Raw genomic sequence first — 19,550 nt, 5'->3', positions numbered from 1 at the left:
GAGTGATGCCTTATCTGATAAGCCGGCGAACACCGGCAAGCGCGGTCGACTGACCTGCATCGCCGGACAGCTCCTACGCGGAGTCAGCGATGTCAGCACTTCGGAATGCGCTTTCCACGGTAAGCTCATGCAACGATCCGGTCAACCCCAACGAGGCGGGAGCGCAGATGGCAGCAGTGACACTGCAGGACGTGGCCGCCCGCGCGGGCGTATCGCAGGCAACCGCGTCGCGCGTGCTCAACGGCTCGAGCCGGGTACCGGGCATCGGCGTCGCCGATCGCGTGCGCGCGGCCGCCCGCGAACTCGGATACGTACCGAATGCCCAGGCCCAGGCCTTGGCGAGAGCCTCGACCGGCCTGCTCGGGTTGATCGTCCACGACATCGCCGACCCGTACTTCTCGTCGATCGCTCGCGGAGTTCAGACCGCGGCGAGGACGGCCCGCAAGCAAGTGCTGCTGGCGAGCACCGACCGCGACTTCGACATCGAGCGCGAGTCGGTCAGCACGTTCATCGCACACCGCGCCGACGCGATCATCCTCGCCGGGTCTCGCCAGAGCGGCGACCTCGACCGCGACCTCGAGGCCGAGTTCGGGCGCTACCGCGCCAATGGCGGCCGGGTTGTCGCGATCGGGCAGCCGCTGGCCTTCGGAGGTGCCGTCGAACCCGAAAATTATTTTGCCTCAGGGGAATTGGCCGACGCACTGATAGCAGAAGGACACACGCAGTTCGCCGTCATCGGCGGCCCCGGCAGCATCCGCACGGGCGTCGACCGCCGCAACGGGTTCGTCGACGCGCTCGGGCGCCGCGGCCTGACCCCACTGGTGGAGGTGTCGGGCGAGTTCACGCGCGACGGCGGCTACTCGGCGGCGCGCAGGCTGGCCGGGGCGCTGCAGATCAGCCCGGGCGCCCAGGCCGAGCCCGTGTGCGTATTCGCCGTCACCGACGTCATGGCGATCGGCGCGATCGCGGCGTGGCGCGAACTCGGGCTGTCGGTGCCCGACGACGTCGGCATCGCCGGGTTCGACGACATCCCGACGCTGCGGGACTACACCCCCAGCCTGACGACCGTCGTCCTGCCGCTTGAAGAAATCGGCAGACGAGCCGTCGAACTCGCCCTGCGCACTGACACCGACTGCGATGACCTGCGCGAACGCATACCAGGGCGCGTCGTGCTGCGCGACAGCACGCGGCTGCCCTGAGCTGGCGGATTCGGGCAGACGGCACACCGCCGTTGACAGTGTGCGCTGGGTCACGTTATGGTCGAGGCGCTTCGGAAAGCGCATTCCCAGATCGGGGCCCAGGCCCCGTGCCACTGCGACCTTAGGACTTATCCATGGCGGTAACCGCTTCGGCCGGTGTGCGCCCCTCCGGGTCCCCGGCCTCCGGGCCGGCACCCCGGCGCCGAACTTTCTCCCCCGCCCGGGCTTTCTCTCTGCAACGCACGGCGTCGGCGCTGTGGCGTCCGCTGGCACTCGTCGCGGCGCTGCTCGCCGGCTGGTGGGCAGTCACCGAGGCTGAACTTGTCGCGCCCTACATCCTGCCCTCGCCGACCGACACCTGGCGCACGGCCCAGGAGAACGCGGCCTACCTGGCCCAGCACACCTGGGTGACCAGCTGGGAGACCGTGCTCGGCTTCCTCATCGCCGCAATCGTCGGCGAGTTCGTGGCCGTCGTCATGATCTACTCGGCCAGTCTCGAGAAGACCGTCTACCCGCTCATCCTGTTCGCGCAAGTGATCCCGAAAATCGCGATCGCCCCGCTGTTCATCGTGTGGCTGGGATTCGGCCCGACACCGAAGATTCTCGTTGCCGTGCTGATGGCGTTCTTCCCGATCGTCATCTCGGGCCTGGCCGGCCTGCGCTCAGTGGACCCCGAGATTCTCGAACTGACCTCGACCATGGGCGCCAGCCGCTTCAAGACCTTCCTCAAGATCCGCTTCCCGGCATCTCTTCCGCAGTTGATGTCGGGCCTCAAAGTCGCGGCCACCCTCGCGGTGACCGGTGCCGTGGTGGGTGAATTCGTCGGCGCCAACGAAGGTCTCGGCTATGTGATCCTGCAGGCCAACGGCAACGTCGACACCGCAATGCTGTTCGCCGCACTGATCATCATGTCCATTCTGGGCATCGTGTTGTTCGCGATCATCGAGATCGCCGAAAAGCTGCTCATCCCATGGCATTCGTCCCGCCGTACCACCAAGTCCGCCACCTCCGCCTGACCGACCCAGGAGTAGACACATGATCTTTTCCCGAAGCCGCGCCACCGTCACGCTGGCCTGCACCGCAGCCCTCGTCCTCGCCGGGTGCGGCGGAAGCGACACCGAAAACGCCCCAGCCGCCGAGGGTTCGACCACTCCGGCGACCCTGATGCTGAACTGGTATCCGTACGGCGAACACGCTCCCTTCTATTACGGTGTGCAAGAGGGGATCTTCGCCAAGCACGGCATCGACCTCACGATCGATGCGGGCCAGGGCTCGACCAAGACGGTTCAAGCGGTCGGCTCGCAGCAGGCCGACTTCGGTTGGGCCGATACGCCCGCCGTGCTCACCAACATCGACAAGGGCGTCAAGGTCAAGAGCACCGGCGTGTTCCTGCAGACCACGCCGTCGGCCGTGCAGGTGTTCGCCGACTCCGGCATCAACGAGCCCAAGGACCTGGCCGGCCGCACCATCGCGGTCTCGGCAGGAGACGCGCCCACCACGACGTTCCCCATCTTCCTGGACAAGGTCGGCGTGCCCGCCGACCAGGTCACGCAGCAGAGCCTCGACGCGGCGGGCAAGATGTCGGCGATGCTCTCGGGCCGCGTCGACGGTCTGATCGGATTCGCCCACGACCAGGGGCCCACCATCGCGAACAAGAGCGGTCGCGAGGTGCGCTACCTGAAGTACTCCGACGCCGGGCTCAACTTCTACAGCAACGGCCTGATCGCCAACACCGAAACCATCGGCGACAAGGCAGATCTCGTGCAGTCGATGGTCGACGCCACCAGTGAGGCGTTCACCGCGGCCGCCGCCGATCCGGAGGCAGCCGTTCAGGCGATGGCCGGCAAAGACCCGCAGATGCCGCCGCAGGAGGTGCTGTTGAACCAGTGGCAGCAGACCATCCCGCTGTTGAGCACCGAGGCCACCACCAACCAGCCGCCGGGCGCCAACGCCGAGGAGGACTGGACCACCACGATCACCACACTGACCGACGCCGGACTGCTCAAGACCGCGAAATCGCCTGCGGACTACTGGGACTCGTCGTTCGCCCCGAAGCCGGCGCAGTAGTAGGAGCAGATCGACATGACCACTGCCACCATCACCGCGCCAGGGACCACGGTGACCACCGAAGCCGCTGAAGCCATCACAGTCGACAACCTGTCCGTCCGGTTCGCCTCCAAGCGAGCCACGGTTACCGCCCTCGAGGACATCGACCTGCGGGTGGCCGACGGTGAATTCGTCTCCATCGCGGGCCCGTCAGGTTGCGGCAAGTCGACCTTGCTCAAGGTGATCGCCGGGCTGACCGACGCCACCTCCGGTGAGGTCCGGTTGCGCGGCAATCGCGTCCGCGGGCCGCAACGCGAGATCGGCTATGTGTTCCAGCGCGCGGCACTGCTGGAATGGCGCTCGGTGCGCCGAAACATCCTGCTGCAGGCCGAGATGCGTGGGATGCCGCGCCAGGCCGCCGCGCGGCGCTGCGACTATCTCATCGAGATGACCGGCCTCACCGGCTTCGAGAACGCACTGCCGCACGAGCTGTCGGGCGGTATGCAGCAACGTGTTTCGCTGTGCCGGGCGCTGCTGCACGAACCCGACGTGCTGCTGATGGACGAGCCGTTCGGCGCGTTGGACGCATTGACCCGCGAGAAGATGAACGTCGAGCTGCACCGCATCTGGCGCGAAACCGGCACGACCGTGGTGCTGGTGACGCACTCGGTCGCCGAGGCGGTGTACCTGGCCAACCGCGTCGTGGTGATGAGCCCGCGCCCCGGCCGGATCGTCGAGATGCTCGACGTCGACCTGCCCGCCGAACGCGACTATGCCGAAACCATGGAGCGCCCGGAGTTCATCCGCGTCGCCAATCGCGTGCGTGACCTGCTCGGCAGCTCCAGCGCCGCCGACTGACCCTGTTTGCTTTGCACCGCGAGCGTGCGCGTCTGTTGCTCGACACGCCGTAAAACAGCAGCAGTTCGCGCACGCTCGCGGCGCAATTTGCGATCAGTCGGCAATCCAACTCCTTCCAGTCTGTTCGGCGGCGAGGTCCTCGACGCTCATGCCGTCGACCAGCCGGTCCAAGGCACCGGTCATCGTGGTGCAGTCGCGGGCGGGGTGATCGGTCGGGCAATGCAAGGCGTGCGTCAGGAACTGTTGTGCGCCTTGTGCTTGGGCGATCACCCGGTCCAGTTCGGCGATCTGCTCGCGAACCGTCTGACGCCACTGTTCGCTCGGCGCGTCGAGTACCGCGGCCGCGGTGTCGAGCGGCAGCCCCAACCGGTGCACGATCTTGAGAAACGCGAGCCGGCGCAGTTCGTCAGGGCCATACATCCGCTTGCCGCCCCGACGCATCCGCGGGCACACGAGCCCGCGCTCGTCGTAGTACCGCAACGCCGACGGGCTCATCTGCAACCGCGCCGCCGCCTCGCCGATCGAGATCACGTCCATGTCGACATTTGACTTCAACCCGACTTGAACCGGCAAGGTCGAGGTATGAACGACGCGCTTGCGATCAACCACCACGCCGACCATCCGGGATTCTCCGGGGCGACCGGCGTGCTGTTCGGGATCATGTTCATGCTGGTCGGCCGCGCCAAAGCCAAGCTTGCCGCCGGCGTCGCCGAGATCTCCGCCGCCGATCACGTCGTCGACGTGGGGTGTGGTCCGGGCACCGCGGCTCGCGTCGCGGCCCGCTCTGGTGCGCGCGTGACGGGCGTCGATCCGTCGGCCGCGATGTTGCGCGTCGCGGACTTCGTCACCCGGACGGGCGACATCACGTGGCGGGAGGGCACGGCCGAGGACGTGCCCGTCGAAGACGGCGACGCGACCGTCGTCTGGGCACTGGCCACCGTGCATCACTGGCAGGACGTCGGCAAAGGGGTCGGCGAGGCGCACCGGGTGCTGTCCCCCGGCGGACGGCTGATCGCGATCGAGCGGCAGTCACCGGTCGGTGCGACGGGCCTGGCCAGTCACGGCTGGACGCAGCAACAGGCAGAGTCCTTCGCGGCACTGTGCCGGAGCATCGGATTCGAGGACGTGTGCGTGGGCACGCACGGAAGCGGCCGAGGCGCCGTGTGGATTGTCAGCGGGACGCGGTAATAACTCGCGAGCGTGCACGTTTGTCGGAAAAAGAGCGGTGTGTCGCCGGCAGACGCGCACGCTCGGCAAAACCGACTAGGCGGTCCCCGGCACGAGCCAGCGACCGGAGAAGGCGCGCCAGCCGACGAAAACCAGCCGCAGCACCATGAAGGTGCTCAAGCCCGACCAGATGCCGAGCAAGCCCCACCCGAACGCCAGCGACAGCCAGATGAGCGGCAGAAACCCGACGAGGGCACTGATCAGTGTGGCGTTGCGCATGAACTTCGCGTCGCCGGCGCCGAGCAGAACCCCGTCGAGGGCGAAAACGATTCCGGCGACGGGCAATTGCGCGACGAGAAACCACCACGGCACACCGATCGCCGCGAGCACCGATTGATCGTTGGTGAACACGGGCGGCAGCACCGACGCACCGACCGCGAACAACACCGCGAGCACCACGCCGGCCAACGCCGAGAACACCGTGACCCGCCAGGCCACCGACTTGGCGTGGGCCAACTGTCCCGCGCCCAGCGCCGCCCCCACCAGCGACTGGGCTGCGATGGCCAACGAATCCAGCACCAGGGCAAGGAAACTCCACAGCTGCAGGACCACCTGGTGCGCGGCCACCGCGGCCGCGCCGAATCGGGCAGCCACCGCCCCCGCTGAGACGAAACACGCCTGAAAGGCCATGGTGCGCAACAACAGATCACGGCCCATCACGAGCTGAGCCCGGAGCACCGCGGGCTGGACTCGCAGGTTCACCTTCTCGGCCAGCAGCGCCCACATGAACAGCACCGCGGCCAGCCATTGGCCGACGACGTTGGCCACCGCGGACCCTGGCAGGCCCATGCGGGGCATGCCGAGCCAGCCGTACACCAGCAGCGGGCACAACACCGCCGACACCGCGAACCCGAACACCACATAGCGCAGCGGTCGCACGGTGTCCTGGACACCGCGCATCCACCCGTTGCCGGCCAGGGACACCAGGATGGCCGGGGCGGCCAGGATCGCGATGCGCAACCACGGCAATGCCGCGTCGGCGATGTCGCCACCCGCTGCGAGCACCGACACCAGCGGTGCGGCGATCCCCTGCACCACGATCACGATCGCCAGGCCGAGCGCGAGCGCGAGCCACGTGGCCTGCACACCTTCACGGACCGCGGCGGGCCGGTCGCCGGCTCCGAAAAACCGGGCCGAGCGCGCCGTTGTGCCGTAGGACAAGAACGTCAGCTGGGTACTGACCAGGCTCAGGATCAATCCACCGATCGCGAGACCGGCGAGGCTGACCGCGCCGAGGCGGCCGATGATCGCGATGTCAAACAGCAGATAGATGGGCTCGGCGGCCAACACTCCGAGGGCGGGCAGGGCCAGACCCGCGATGCGACGGCTTGTGGCCGGGGCGACGGGCAGGTCGCCCGCTGGTTCAACCAAGGGCTTGCGCGAGCGCCCGCACGACGTCATCGGCCCGGCCGGTGGCCGAGTATCCGGCCGCATGCGGGTGTCCGCCGCCTCCGAACGAACTGGCGATCTCGGCCAGGTTGACCGACTTGGCCCGCATCGACACCGACCAGTGCATCGGTTCGATCTCCTTGAACACCGCGGCCACCTCGGCCTGCTGCGTGGTGCGGACGATGTCGACGATGCTCTCGACTTCCTCGGGGCGGGCGCTGGCCCACTCGGTGTGCGCGACGACGGCGTACACGAAACCGCGGCCGTCGACGGCGTCGGGCAACAGCCGAGCCGACGCCAACACCCGCGACAGCATCGGCAGCCACGCGAACGGGTGCGTGTCGAGCAGGGTACGGCTGATGGCGGCGTTGTCCACGCCGAGTTCGACGAGCCGGGCCGCGAGCCGATGTGCCCGCGCGGTCGCCCAGCGGAACGAACCGGTGTCGGTGGTCAGGCCCGCGTAGAGGCAGTGGGCGACCTGCTCGTCGATGGGCTTGCCCCAGGCGTCGAGCAGTTCGGCCACCAGCATCGTGGTGGAATCCGCGGTCGGATCGACGTAGTTCGCGCTGCCGAACAATTGGTTGGACGCGTGGTGGTCGATCACGAGCACCGGGCGACCGTCCTCCGCGAGATCACGCAGCGCGCCGAGCCGGTTGACACTCGGAATGTCCACCGTGACAACCAGTTCGGCGTCGTCGCGCATCGTCTCGGGAGCGACGAGCAGATGACCGCCCGGCAGCGTCTGCAGTGACTCGGGAAGCTGGGCGGGCGCCGCGAACGCGACCTCGACCTGCTTGCCCGCACCCTCCAGCACCTGAGCGAGCGCCAGCCCCGCACCGATCGTGTCGGCGTCGGGATAGACGTGACAGACCACACTGACACTCGACGCTTGCGACAGCAGGTCGGCGGCCTGGTGCGCGTTGACGCGCACGCCAGGAGCTATGTCAGTCGTCCGATCGGTTGTCGTCACCGGCATCCTCAGCGTTTGCCCCGTCGGCTGGCCCGTTTTCCTCCGCCCCGTTCACACGGTACGGGTCGGCGTCACCGGCGTGCGTGGCACCCTCCCGAACTCTGGCCACTTCCTCGTCGGCGGCCCGCGCCCGGGCCAGCAGCTCCTCCATCCGGTGAGCCGTGTCGGGCACGGTGTCGCGGACGAACGCCAGAGTCGGGGTGAACCGGACGCCGAGGCCGGCGCCGGCCTTCGAGCGCAGTACGCCCTTGGCCTTCTCCAGCGCCGCCGCGGCACCCGCGTAGTCCGGGTCGTCGTCGAGCGTCGCACCCATCACCGTGTAGTACAGCGTGGCGTCGTGCAGATCCCCCGATACCTTCGCATCGGTGATCGTGACCCCGGCGAGACGAGGATCTTTGATCTCGTACTCGATGGCCGAGGCCACGATCGTGGAGATCCGCTTGGCGAGTCGTTTCGCGCGTGCAGGATCAGCCACTTCTAGGTACGTGCTTTCTCGACGAGTTCGTACGTCTCGATGACATCGCCTTCCTTGATGTCGGAGTACGTCAGCGTCAGACCGCATTCGTAACCGTCGCGCACCTCGGTGACGTCGTCCTTCTCCCGGCGCAGCGAGGACACCGTGAGATTCTGCGCGACCACCACGTTGTCGCGCAGCAGGCGTGCCTTGGCGTTACGCCGCATGATGCCCGAGGTGACCAGGCAGCCGGCGATGTTGCCGACCTTCGACGACCGGAAGATGGCGCGGATCTCGGCGCGGCCGAGCTCCTTCTCCTCGTAGACCGGCTTGAGCATGCCCTTGAGCGCGCTCTCGATCTCGTCGATGGCCTGGTAGATCACCGAGTAGTACCGGATCTCCACACCTTCGCGGTTCGCGAGCTCGGTCGCCTTGCCCTCGGCGCGGACGTTGAAGCCGATGATGATCGCGTCCGACGCCGACGCCAGGTTGACGTTGGTCTCGGTGACGCCACCGACGCCACGGTCGATGACCCGCAGCTCGACCTCGTCGTCGACCTGGATGCCCAGCAGGGCCTCCTCGAGCGCCTCGACCGTACCGGCGTTGTCGCCCTTGAGGATCAGGTTCAGCTGGCTGGTTTCCTTCAGCGCCGAATCCAGGTCCTCGAGGCTGATCCGCTTGCGGCTGCGGGCGGCCAGCGCGTTGCGCTTGCGCGCGCTGCGCCGGTCGGCGATCTGGCGGGCGATGCGGTCCTCGTCGACGACGAGGAAGTTGTCACCGGCGCCGGGCACCGACGTGAAGCCGACGACCTGGACGGGACGCGACGGCAGCGCCTCTTCGACGTCCTCGCCGTGCTCGTCGACCATGCGGCGGACACGTCCGTAGGCGTCGCCTGCCACCACCGAGTCGCCGACGCGCAGCGTGCCGCGCTGGATCAGCACAGTCGCCACCGGTCCGCGGCCACGGTCGAGGTGTGCCTCGATCGCCACGCCCTGGGCCTCCATGTCGGGGTTGGCCCGCAGGTCCAGTGCGGCGTCGGCGGTCAGCACGACCGCTTCCAGCAAGGCCTCGATGTTGGTGCCCTGCTTGGCCGAGATGTCGACGAACATGGTGTCGCCGCCGTAGTCCTCGGGGATCAGCCCGTATTCGGTGAGCTGACCGCGAATCTTCTGCGGGTCGGCACCTTCCTTGTCGATCTTGTTGACCGCAACCACGATCGGCACGTCGGCGGCCTGCGCGTGGTTGATCGCTTCCACCGTCTGCGGCATGACGCCGTCGTCGGCGGCGACCACGAGGATCGCGATGTCGGTGGCCTTCGCACCGCGGGCACGCATGGCGGTGAACGCCTCGTGACCCGGGGTGTCGATGAAGGTGATCGGCCGGACAGTGCCGTCGAGGTCGACCTCGACCTGGTAGGCACCGATGTGCTGGGTGATGCCGCCTGCCTCGCCCTCGCGGACGCTGGCGTTCCGGATGGTGTCCAGCAGTCGGGTCTTGCCGTGGTCGACGTGGCCCATGACGGTGACCACCGGCGGGCGGACCTCCAGGTCCTCCTCGCCGCCTTCGTCCTCGCCATAGGTGAGATCGAACGATTCCAGCAGCTCGCGGTCCTCGTCCTCGGGCGAGACGACCTGCACGACGTAGTTCATCTCGCTACCGAGCAGCTCAAGCGTCTCGTCACCGACCGACTGAGTCGCGGTGACCATCTCGCCGAGGTTGAACAGCGCCTGCACGAGCGAAGCCGGGTTGGCATTGATCTTGTCGGCGAAGTCGGACAGCGACGCGCCGCGGGCCAGCCGGATGGTCTCGCCGTTGCCGTGCGGCAACCGCACACCACCGACCACGGGGGCCTGCATGTTCTCGTACTCGGCGCGTTTCGCCCGCTTCGACTTGCGGCCACGCTTGGGCGCACCGCCGGGGCGACCGAACGCACCCGCGGCACCGCCGCGCTGGCCGGGGCGGCCACCGCCGCCACCGCCACCCGGACGACCACGGAAGCCTCCAGCAGCCGCGCCGCCTGCGCCGCCACCAGCGCCGGCACCGCCGCCGCGGTAATTACCGCCGCCACCGCCGCCGGGACGACCACCCTGACCGGCACCGCCGGGACGGGGGCCACCGCCGGGACGCGGGCCGGGACGGGGTCCGCCACGGCCGGGCGCACCGGCGCCCGCCGGACGCGGCGGCATGTTGCCCGGAGACGGACGCGGTCCGCCGCCCGGACGCGGAGCCCCGGGACGGGGCTGCGGCCGCGGAATGGGACGCTCCGCAGGCTGCTGCGTGGAGAACGGGTTGTTGCCGACGCGCGGGGCGCGCGGCGCGGGCTTGGGTGCCGGACCCGGCCTCGGGCCGGGTGTGGCGCCCGGAGTCGGGCGCGGCGCCGGGGTGGGCGTCGCGGCCGGGGCGCTCGCTGCGGGCGCTGGCGCGGACGGCGCGGGCGCGCTCGGCGCGGCGGCCGGTGGTGGCGGTGCAGCGGGCTTGGGTGCGGACGGCTTCACCGGCGCGGACGGCGTCGGTGCGGCGGCCGCTGCGGGTGCCGGCTTGGCCGGGGGGCCCGGCCGTGCTGCCGTGGCCGGCGTCGGGCCGGACGGCTTGGGAGCCGCGGCGGCGCCGTTACCGGCGGCCTGCTGGCTACGGGGTTTGTCATCGGCTTTCTTGCCGGCCCTCGAATCAGACTTCGTGCCGAACGTTTCGCGCAGCCGACGCGCGACCGGCGCCTCCACCGTGGAGGACGCCGACTTGACGAACTCGCCCTGCTCTTTGAGCGTTGCTAAGAGTTCTTTACTTGTGACACCGAGTTCCTTGGCCAACTCGTGTACACGGGCCTTACCTGCCACTACATCTCCTCATCTGGAGGCAACAGCGGTGGTAGGCGCCGCGCCTCGGGTTTAGCTATGACGCATGGTCATCGGGACTTCACGGTGTGCTCATGTTCTTCGCTACCTGTTCTCTTGACCGGGGTGATCGGGCGTCCCAAGTCTCTCGACAAAGGCGACCACCGCGGATGTATCCGGTGAACCGGTGATTCGCAGTGCTCGTGCGAAGGCCCGCCGCCGGACTGCCACCTGTGCGCACTGCTGGTCGGGGTGCAACCAAGCACCTCGCCCGGGCAGGCTTGCCGTGGTGTCAACGGTGACGGCGCACTCGCCGTTCCCGTCTGTCACTGCGACTACACGAAGCAGTTCGGCGGCCAACTCTCGCTTCCGGCAGCCGATACATGTCCGCACCGGGCCGGCAGGGGTGCCGGGGCTGCGTTCACGCGTCGAAGCCGGAGTCTCGCGCTGGATCACGGCTGAGTCTACCGCCCCATGCCTTGTGATTTGAAACGCCGGTCACTGCCGTCAATCGTGTACCGCCCCGTGCCGGGCATCCGAGTCGGGCGCGGCGGCCGCATCGCTGCGAATATCGATGCGCCAGCCCGTCAACCTGGCGGCCAACCTGGCATTTTGACCTTCCTTGCCGATCGCGAGCGAAAGTTGGAAATCCGGCACGACGACGCGCGCCGCCCGGCCTGCCTCGTCGATCACCGAGACCGAGACGACTTTGGCCGGCGACAGCGCGTTGGCGACGAACCGCGACGGGTCCTCGTCGTAGTCGATGATGTCGATCTTCTCGCCCGACAGCTCGCTCATCACGTTGCGCACCCGCTGCCCCATCGGCCCGATGCAGGCACCCTTGGCGTTGAGGCCGGGGACCCGGGACGTGACGGCGATCTTGGACCGGTGCCCGGCCTCGCGGGCCACCGCGACGATCTCGACCGAGCCGTCGGCGATCTCGGGCACCTCGAGCGAGAACAGCTTGCGCACGAGGTTCGGGTGGGTGCGCGACAACGTGATCAGCGGCTCACGGGCACCACGCGTCACACCGACGACGTAGCAACGCAGCCGATCGCCGTGTTCGTAGCGCTCACCCGGCACCTGCTCGGCGGAGGGGATGACACCCTCCGAGCCCTTGGTCTCGCTGCCCATCCGCACCACCACAAGTCCCCTGGCGTTGGCACGGGCATCGCGCTGGATCACCCCGGCGACGATGTCGCCTTCCCGGGCGGAGAACTCGCCGTAGTTCTTCTCGTTCTCCGCGTCGCGCAGCCGCTGCAGAATCACCTGGCGTGCCGTGGTCGCCGCGATCCGGCCGAAACCCTCTGGTGTGTCGTCCCATTCGTGGATGACGTTGCCGTCGGCATCGGTTTGGCGCGCGATCACCTTCACCACACCGGTCTTGCGATCGATGTCGATGCGGGCGTCGGGCTCGTGCCCCTCGGTGTGGCGGTAGGCCGTCAACAGTGCCGATTTGATGGTCTCCACGACCACGTCGACCGTGATGCCCTTGTCAGCTTCGATGGCATGCAGCGCAGCCATGTCGATGTTCATGCCCGGGCCCCCTTCCCAGTTTGTCCGGCGAGCTCCAACTCACGACGGTTAGGTGGTGAAAACTCAACTTGCACAACAGCTTTGGCGACCTCATCAAGCGGAATCTCGCGAATTGCGAAGTCCCGCGGCCCGTCTGGCACCACCACCTGCAGAGTCTGGCCGTCCGTCGCGCCGATTCTGGCGGTCAACTGTGCGCCGTCGGTGAGCGTGAGCTCGGCCTTGCGGCCGCGGGCGCGCCGGAAGTGCTTCTCGGTGGTCAACGGGCGGTCCACGCCTGGCGAGGTGACTTCGAGCACATACGGCGTGTTGCCCCGATCCACCTGATCGAGTAGTTCCGAGGCCTTGCGGGACAGCGTCGCAATCGAGTCCAGATCCAGCCCCTCGTCGCCGTCGGCCACCACCGTGATGCGGGGTGGGCGCGCGGCAGCGTCGATCACGACATCGTCGATTTCATAACCGGCGCGCGCGAACTCGCCGTCAAGTAGCTCGATCACCTGCTGCTGCGACGGTAGACCCGCAGACCGCAAATTTGGATCCGGTGCCACGGCGAGCTCCTCATCTTGAGTTGTCCGGACACGATTCCGCGGTAACTCCCCCTGGAATCGCCTATCCACGATACGCCAGGCCCGCGGTAGCAAGCGTTAATCGGATTTCGACGGTCGCGAATGTCGTGTACCTGCGGCCGCGGAGCCCGCGCTGCGCCGCGGCTCGGCAATGGCAGGATGTTCTGGTGCCGAGCGCCCTGACGAATATCAGCCGGCGGCGGGCGTTGTTCTCGGCCGCGGCCCTGGCCCTGCTGGGCGCAACCGCCGCCGCCTGCGGTACGACGCCACCGCCGCCCGAACTCGCCGACCTCACCGCCCAGCTCGACCGCGCGCGTGCCGACAGCAAGCTCGCGGCCGATGCCGCCGCCGCACTGCCCTCGCAAGCACCTGCGGCAAGGGCACTGACGGCCGTGGCCGACGAGCGCTCCGCGCATGCCCAGGCGCTTTCGGACGAGTTGACGCGCATGACCGGCGAGATCCCGGCATCGGCCACATCGTCGCCGCCGTCGACGTCCCCGGCACCCACGGCCGCCCAGGCACCGGCGCCGGGTGTCGACGACGTGGTCACCGCCCTCGAACAGTCCGCGCAGAGCGCCACCGACCTCGTCCCGCGGCTCTCCGGCTACCGAGCCGGGCTCGTGGGGTCGATCGCCGCGTCGTGCACGGCCGCCTACACCGTCGCCCTCGGCGGTGCGCAATGACGTCGCCCGAATCCGCACCGGCACGGCCGACGTCTGCCGCCGACGGCGCACTGTTCGACGCGGTGGCCACCGAGCACGGCATCATCTACGGCTACGGGCTGGTCTCGGCGCATTCCAGCCCCGAAGAGAACTCGCTCGTCGCGGCGGCGATGGCCGAGCACCGGGCGCGGCGTGAGGCCGCGATCGAAATGCTCAACGGGCGCTCGGTCGCCGCGCCGCTACCCGCCGCCGGCTATCAGTTGCCGGCGCAGGTCAAGAATCCGACCGATGCCGCCAACCTGGCGGTCCGGATGGAACAGGACGCCGCGGTGGCCTGGCGCGCGGTCCTGGAGCAGGCCACTACCAGCGAAGACCGCTCATTCGCGGTGACCGCGCTGACCGAGGCCGCGGTGACCGCGGCGAAGTGGAGCGCGTTCCTCGACGTCTGGCCGGTCACCGTCGCGTTTCCGGGCGGCGCCGAATGAACGCCGCGGGCTAACCGGCGAGCGCCGACGAGATCTCGGCCGCCGCGCCGTCGACGGCCACCTCGCGTGTCTCGCCCGTGAAGCGGTTGCGCAGTTCGACGACGCCGTCCGCCCAGCCACGGCCAACGACGACGATCCACGGCATGCCGAGCAGTTCGGCGTCCTTGAACTTCACGCCTGGCGAAGCCTGGCGGTCGTCGAAGAGCACCTCGTGGCCGAGCCGGTCGAGATCGGCCACCAGTTCGGCCGCACCGGTGCGGGCCGCGGCGTCCTTGTTGGCCACCACGACGTGCACGTCGAACGGCGCGACCGAGGACGGCCAGCGCAACCCGAGCTCGTCGTGCTGCTGTTCGGCGATCACCGCGACGAGCCGGGACACGCCGATGCCGTAGGAGCCCATGGTCAGCCGCACCGGCTTGCCGTCCTCGCCCAGAACGTCGGCGGTGAATGCGTCGGCATACTTGCGGCCCAGCTGGAAGATGTGGCCGATCTCGATGCCCCGGGCGGAGGTCAGCACGCCGGCACCGTCAGGCGAGAGGTCGCCGTCGCGCACCTCGGCCGCCTCGATGGTGCCGTCTGGGGTGAAATCACGCCCTGCCACGAGTCCGACGACGTGCCTGTTGGGTGCATCGGCACCGGTGATCCATGCCGTGCCCGACACCACGCGGGGATCGACGAGATAGCGAACTCCATTGTCCTGCAGGGCTTTCGGACCCACATATCCCTTGACGAGGAATGGGTTCTTAGCGAAGTCGGCGTCGTCGAGCAAGGCGAATTCTGCGGGTTCGAGCGCGGCGCCGAGCCGCTTCTCGTCGACCTCACGGTCGCCGGGCACCCCCACGCCGAGCAATTCCCATTCGCCGCCGGGCTCGCGCGTCTTGAGCAGGACGTTCTTGAGGGTGTCGGCCGCGGTGATCTCGCGACCGAGATCGGCCGAGTTGGCCCATTCGACCAGCGTCGCGATGGTCGGCGTGTTCGGGGTGTCGTACACCTTGGCCTCGGGCTGGCCTTCGATCGGCAGTTCCTCGGGCGCGCGGGTGATCACGGCTTCGACGTTCGCGGCGTACCCCGATTCCAGGCAGCGCACGAAGGTGTCCTCGCCGACCTCGCTCTCGGCCAGGAACTCTTCGGATGCGCTGCCGCCCATCGCCCCCGACACCGCGGAGACGATCACGTACCGCACTCCGAGCCGGGAGAAGATGCGCTGATATGCCTCGCGGTGCGCGTGATAGGCGGTCTTGAGCCCGTCATCGTCGACGTCGAACGAGTACGAGTCCTTCATCACGAATTCCCGGCCGCGCAGGATGCCGGCGCGCGGCCGCGCCTCGTCGCGGTACTTCGTCTGGATTTGGTACAGCAGCACCGGGAAGTCCTTGTACGAGGAGTACTCCCCCTTGACCGTGAGAGTGAAGATCTCCTCGTGCGTCGGGCCGAGCAGGTAGTCGTTGCCCCGCCGGTCCTGCAGGCGGAACAGGGTGTCGCCGTACTCGGTCCACCGGTTGGTGGTCTCGTACGGTGTGCGCGGCAGCAGGGCGGGCAGCAGGATCTCCTGGCCGCCGATCGCGTTCATCTCGGTCCGGACGATGTTCTCGATCTTGCGCAGCACCCGCAGCCCCAGCGGCAGCCAGCTGTAGATGCCAGGGCCCACCGGACGGACGTACCCGGCCCGGATGAGCAGCTTGTGGCTGGGCACTTCGGCGTCGGCGGGGTCGTCGCGGAGGGTTCGCAGGAACAGCTCGGACATACGGGTGATCACAGCCGACAACCTTAAAGCGTCGCCTTCAGTCGCGGCCCTGCCAGGTGCAGATGCACGCTTCGTTGCCTTCGGCGTCGGCGAGCACCCAGAACGCCGGCGCGGCCTCGTCACTGAGCAGTGTGCCGCCCGCGGCGAGCGCGGCGTCGATGCGTGCCGGGGCCGCGTCGTGCGGCACGTCGATGTCGAGGTGGATCCGGTTGCGTTGCGCGCGTGGGGAATCCATCTGCTGGAACCAGATGGCCGGGCCGCGGCCGAACGGGTCGACGAGTCCCGCGTTGAGATCGGCCAGTCCGGGCTCGTCCTGGTAGCCGGTGACCGCCTTCCAGAACGGCCGGACGGCTGCGATGTCGAGCGCGTCGATCGCGATCTCGAACGACTGGATCACCTCATGGCCGACGGCCATCTCGAACCCCCGGCCGGACAGGGCCTGCGACACCGCGTGTGCCAATTCGAGGTCACGCGTCGTCACTGTGCCGGTGTGCACCGACTGCAATCGCAGGATCGCGCGGTCCGCGCGGATGTCGACGCTCAGGTGCCTCGACGCGTCAGCGCCCGCGGCGGCGACGGCGTGAGACGCGGCCGCCACGGCGTCGGACATCGACGGCACGAGCACCTCGGTGTACACGGCACCGAGCACCAGACGCCAGCCCAGTGGTCCGACCGCGTCGGAAATGTGTTGGCGGGTCAGTTTGTCGCCCACGTGGTCAGCGTAGCGGCGAGCGGATCAGTCGACCTCGATCTCGCCTGCGTCCATCGCGTCTTTGACGTCCTGCGCGTGCGCGACTTGTTCGGAGGTGTAGCCGATGAACAGCGCCGCGCCGCCGACGAGAACCGCCACCGCGGCGACCCACAGCAGGCCGTAGGTGTAGGCCGCGTCCAGGGCGGCCAGCTGCGGCTCGTTCATGTCCTTGACCGGGCCGGTGGTGCCGCCCAGATACAGGGTGCGCGACGTGATGACGGCCTGGATCACGGCCAGCACGAGCGGGCCGCCCAGGTTCTGCAGCATGAGCGCGATGGCCGAGGCCGGGCCGATCCGGTCGAAGCCGACGCCCGCGATGGCCGACAGGGTCAGCGGGACCACGATCATGCCGATCCCGATGCCGCCGATGGTGATCGGCAGAACCAGGTTGGGGAAGTACGGGATGCCGCGGTGCAGCGTCGAGCCGTAGATCATGGCGCCGAGCACGAGGATGCCGCCGGCGATCACGAGCACGCGCGGCGGGAACGTCCGCACCAGTTGCGAGGACGCACCGAGACCGATGCCCATGCCGATCACGAACGGGATGAAGCCGATACCGGCGTGCAGCGCGCTGTAGCCCAGAATGTCCTGCACGTACAGACCGATGAGCACGGTCAGGGTGAACAGCACACCGCCGGCCAGGAAGATGGCGGCGAAGGTGGCCACGCGGTTGCGCTCGTGAAACAGGTCGAACGGTACGACGGGGTTCTCCGCGTTGCGCTCGGCGATCAGGAAGGCGAGGCCGAAGACCGCAGCGGCCGCCCCGGAGCCCAGCGTGATGGGCGACAGCCAGCCGCTCTCGGGCCCCTGGGTGAAGGCGAACACCGCGGCCGTGCAGGCCAGCGTCGCCAGCAGCGCACCTGCGGCGTCGAGCTTCATCCGCTCGCGGTTCGTCTCGCGCAGCGCGGTGCGAGCCAGGTAGAGCATCACGAGCCCGATCGGCACGTTGACCAGGAAGGCCCAGCGCCACGACACCTCGGTCAGCGCCCCGCCGACGACCAGGCCCATCACCGAGCCGATCGCGGTCATCGCGCCGAACACCGCGGTGGCGGCGTTACGGGCGGGACCCTTGGGGAACGTGGTGGCGACGAGCGCGAGGCCGGTCGGCGACGCGATCGCCGCACCGATGCCCTGCAGCAGTCGCGCGATCACCAGCGTGGCCTCGTTCCAGGCGATGCCGCACAAGATCGAGGCGATCGTGAACAGCGCGACACCGACGATGAACGTCCGCTTGCGGCCGATCGTGTCGCCCAGCCGTCCACCGAGCAGCATCAGGCCGCCGAACGTCAGCACATATGCCGTGATGACCCAGCTACGTCCGGCGTCGGACAGGCCGAGCTCGTCCTGAATCTGCGGCAACGCGACGATCGCGACCGTGCTGTCCATGGTGGCGAGCAGCTGCATACCGCCGATCGCGATGACCGCCGACAGGAATCCCCAGGACGGGAACCAGGACGGGAGACGGGCTGCCAGCCCCTCGCGTCGTCCGGCCTCGCCGGTGGCCGGGATGTACACCGGAAGAGCCCGGTCCGCCCCGCTGTCAGCGCCACGTTCGATGGCTGCGCGCTCTGCATCATTGAGAGCCGTCATACCGGGCTACCTTACAGTAATCTTAAGAATCCTTTAACCGGCGAAGCCCGCAACCTGGCCGATCACGATGATGGCCGGAGGCCGAATTCCTTCCTCACGAATACGGTCCGGCGCGTCGCCGAGCGTCGCCCGCAGTGTCCGCTGCGCGACAGTGGTGCCGTGCTGTACCACCAGCACCGGAGTATCCGCAGGTCGTCCGCCTTCCAGCAGAACCTTGGCGAACAGTTCGATGCGCTCGACGGCCATCAGAAGCACGATCGTGCCGCCCATCGCGGCCAGCGCATTCCAATTCACTAACGATTCCGGGTGCCCCGGCGCGACATGGCCGCTGACCACCACAAACTCGTGCGTCATGCCGCGATGCGTGACCGGGACGCCGGCCAGCGCCGGTACGGCTATGGCGCTTGTCACACCGGGCACCACGGTGACGGGGATGCCCTCCTCTGCGCACGCGAGCACCTCCTCGTAACCGCGCGCGAAGACGAACGGGTCACCGCCTTTGAGGCGCACCACGAACTTGCCCTGCTTCGCACGGTCGACGAGCACTTGATTGATGGCGTCCTGGGCCATGGCGCGCCCATAAGGGATCTTCGCGGCGTCGATCACCTCGACGTGCGGGCCGATCTCGGCGAGCAGCTCCTGCGGCGCGAGCCGATCGGCGACGACGACGTCGGCGCGCGCCAGCAACCGGCGCCCGCGCACGGTGATCAGTTCGGGATCCCCCGGACCGCCGCCCACGAGGGCCACCCCGGCGGTGACCTCACCCGGCACCTCCGCGGTGATCACGCCCTGCTGCAGCGCCTCGTGGATCGCGGAGCGGATCGCCGCCGAGCGCCGGTGCTCGCCACCCGCGAGCACGCCAACCGAAAGACCGTCGTAGTCGAACGTCGCCGGAGTCACCGCCGAACCTTCCCGCGCGATGTCGGCGCGGACGCAGAAAATACGGCGCTGCTCGGCCTCGGCGGCAATGGCCGCGTTCACGTCGTGATCGTCGGTGGCCGCGATCACGTACCAGGCGCCCTCCAGGTCGCCCGCGCGGAAGTCCCGCAGCTGCAGGGTGATCCCCGGATCGTCTTTGGACAGGGCCTCGACCGCCGGGCTGGCGGCGCGCGCGATGACGTGTACGTCTGCGCCGTTGGCGATCAGCAGAGGCAGCCGGCGCTGTGCGACGGTTCCGCCGCCGACAACGACGACCTTCTTGCCGGAAAGGCGCAGGCCGACGAGGTAGGCATTCTCTGAAGTCAC

19 protein-coding genes are annotated in these 19,550 nt (G+C 68.6%); 7 read left to right on the top strand and 12 right to left on the bottom strand.

The window, feature by feature from the left end; all coding sequences use genetic code 11:
- Positions 1-167 precede the first annotated feature (167 nt).
- The 4 genes from ACRCUN_RS13260 to ACRCUN_RS13245 all read left to right on the top strand — a co-directional run bounded on the left by ACRCUN_RS13260 (position 168) and on the right by ACRCUN_RS13245 (position 4,103).
- Positions 168-1,199, top strand: coding sequence for a LacI family DNA-binding transcriptional regulator (locus tag ACRCUN_RS13260; protein ID WP_462142106.1), 1,032 nt, complete (start codon positions 168-170; stop codon positions 1,197-1,199).
- 134 nt (positions 1,200-1,333) lie between these two features.
- Entirely contained in the window at positions 1,334-2,215 is an 882-nt protein-coding gene (locus ACRCUN_RS13255; protein ID WP_067852507.1) for an ABC transporter permease, read from the top strand.
- A gap of 19 nt (positions 2,216-2,234) precedes the next feature.
- Positions 2,235-3,266: an ABC transporter substrate-binding protein gene (locus tag ACRCUN_RS13250; protein ID WP_462142105.1), complete on the top strand. Its 1,032-nt coding sequence runs from the start codon at positions 2,235-2,237 to the stop codon at positions 3,264-3,266.
- Between the two features lie 15 nt (positions 3,267-3,281).
- Positions 3,282-4,103: an ABC transporter ATP-binding protein gene (locus ACRCUN_RS13245; protein ID WP_462142104.1), complete on the top strand. Its 822-nt coding sequence runs from the start codon at positions 3,282-3,284 to the stop codon at positions 4,101-4,103.
- Between the two features lie 93 nt (positions 4,104-4,196).
- Here the strand turns inward: ACRCUN_RS13245 and ACRCUN_RS13240 are convergent, their stop codons facing one another.
- A complete protein-coding gene (locus tag ACRCUN_RS13240; RefSeq protein ID WP_462142103.1) occupies positions 4,197-4,640 on the bottom strand; it encodes a MerR family transcriptional regulator in 444 nt (147 codons plus the stop codon).
- A 45-nt stretch (positions 4,641-4,685) separates the two neighbouring features.
- Between ACRCUN_RS13240 and ACRCUN_RS13235 the strand changes: the two genes are divergently transcribed.
- Positions 4,686-5,291 (top strand): class I SAM-dependent methyltransferase, encoded by a 606-nt coding sequence (locus tag ACRCUN_RS13235; protein WP_462142102.1) that lies wholly within the window; start codon positions 4,686-4,688, stop codon positions 5,289-5,291.
- Positions 5,292-5,366: 75 nt separating this feature from the next.
- Here the strand turns inward: ACRCUN_RS13235 and ACRCUN_RS13230 are convergent, their stop codons facing one another.
- The 7 genes from ACRCUN_RS13230 to rimP all read right to left on the bottom strand — a co-directional run bounded on the left by ACRCUN_RS13230 (position 5,367) and on the right by rimP (position 13,055).
- On the bottom strand, positions 5,367-6,701 hold the full coding sequence (locus ACRCUN_RS13230; protein ID WP_462142101.1) for an MATE family efflux transporter: 1,335 nt from the start codon (positions 6,699-6,701) through the stop codon (positions 5,367-5,369).
- On the bottom strand, positions 6,694-7,695 hold the full coding sequence (locus ACRCUN_RS13225) for a DHH family phosphoesterase (protein WP_462142100.1): 1,002 nt from the start codon (positions 7,693-7,695) through the stop codon (positions 6,694-6,696). The genes ACRCUN_RS13230 and ACRCUN_RS13225 overlap by 8 nt, the downstream gene beginning before the upstream one ends.
- Complete coding sequence (gene rbfA / locus ACRCUN_RS13220; protein WP_462142099.1) at positions 7,664-8,164, bottom strand: 30S ribosome-binding factor RbfA; 501 nt, start codon at positions 8,162-8,164, stop codon at positions 7,664-7,666. The genes ACRCUN_RS13225 and rbfA overlap by 32 nt, the downstream gene beginning before the upstream one ends.
- Positions 8,165-8,166: 2 nt before the next feature.
- On the bottom strand, positions 8,167-10,977 hold the full coding sequence (gene infB / locus ACRCUN_RS13215) for a translation initiation factor IF-2 (protein ID WP_462142098.1): 2,811 nt from the start codon (positions 10,975-10,977) through the stop codon (positions 8,167-8,169).
- A gap of 102 nt (positions 10,978-11,079) precedes the next feature.
- Positions 11,080-11,304, bottom strand: a complete 225-nt coding sequence (locus ACRCUN_RS13210; protein WP_234790936.1) for a DUF448 domain-containing protein — start codon at positions 11,302-11,304, stop codon at positions 11,080-11,082.
- A 177-nt stretch (positions 11,305-11,481) separates the two neighbouring features.
- Complete coding sequence (nusA, locus tag ACRCUN_RS13205; RefSeq protein WP_462142097.1) at positions 11,482-12,510, bottom strand: transcription termination factor NusA; 1,029 nt, start codon at positions 12,508-12,510, stop codon at positions 11,482-11,484.
- Positions 12,507-13,055: a ribosome maturation factor RimP gene (rimP, locus tag ACRCUN_RS13200; protein WP_462142096.1), complete on the bottom strand. Its 549-nt coding sequence runs from the start codon at positions 13,053-13,055 to the stop codon at positions 12,507-12,509. The genes nusA and rimP overlap by 4 nt, the downstream gene beginning before the upstream one ends.
- A gap of 185 nt (positions 13,056-13,240) precedes the next feature.
- On the opposite strand from rimP, the gene ACRCUN_RS13195 reads away from it, so the two are divergent.
- Entirely contained in the window at positions 13,241-13,756 is a 516-nt protein-coding gene (locus ACRCUN_RS13195; protein ID WP_462142095.1) for a hypothetical protein, read from the top strand.
- Complete coding sequence (locus ACRCUN_RS13190) at positions 13,753-14,220, top strand: ferritin-like domain-containing protein (protein ID WP_462142094.1); 468 nt, start codon at positions 13,753-13,755, stop codon at positions 14,218-14,220. The genes ACRCUN_RS13195 and ACRCUN_RS13190 overlap by 4 nt, the downstream gene beginning before the upstream one ends.
- Before the next feature lie 10 nt (positions 14,221-14,230).
- Here the strand turns inward: ACRCUN_RS13190 and ACRCUN_RS13185 are convergent, their stop codons facing one another.
- The 4 genes from ACRCUN_RS13185 to cobA are packed head-to-tail and all read right to left on the bottom strand — an operon-like array spanning position 14,231 to position 19,550.
- Positions 14,231-15,976 (bottom strand): proline--tRNA ligase, encoded by a 1,746-nt coding sequence (locus tag ACRCUN_RS13185; protein ID WP_462142093.1) that lies wholly within the window; start codon positions 15,974-15,976, stop codon positions 14,231-14,233.
- A 25-nt stretch (positions 15,977-16,001) separates the two neighbouring features.
- Positions 16,002-16,676: a VOC family protein gene (locus ACRCUN_RS13180; protein WP_462142092.1), complete on the bottom strand. Its 675-nt coding sequence runs from the start codon at positions 16,674-16,676 to the stop codon at positions 16,002-16,004.
- Between the two features lie 24 nt (positions 16,677-16,700).
- Positions 16,701-18,305 carry an MFS transporter gene (locus ACRCUN_RS13175; RefSeq protein WP_462142091.1) on the bottom strand — a complete coding sequence of 535 codons (1,605 nt, stop codon included), beginning with the start codon at positions 18,303-18,305 and terminating at the stop codon, positions 16,701-16,703.
- 33 nt (positions 18,306-18,338) lie between these two features.
- Positions 18,339-19,550, bottom strand: a complete 1,212-nt coding sequence (gene cobA / locus ACRCUN_RS13170) for a uroporphyrinogen-III C-methyltransferase (RefSeq protein WP_462142090.1) — start codon at positions 19,548-19,550, stop codon at positions 18,339-18,341.

The organism is Mycobacterium venezuelense (genome assembly GCF_054919535.1).
This window is presented reverse-complemented; position numbering and strand designations above follow the sequence as displayed.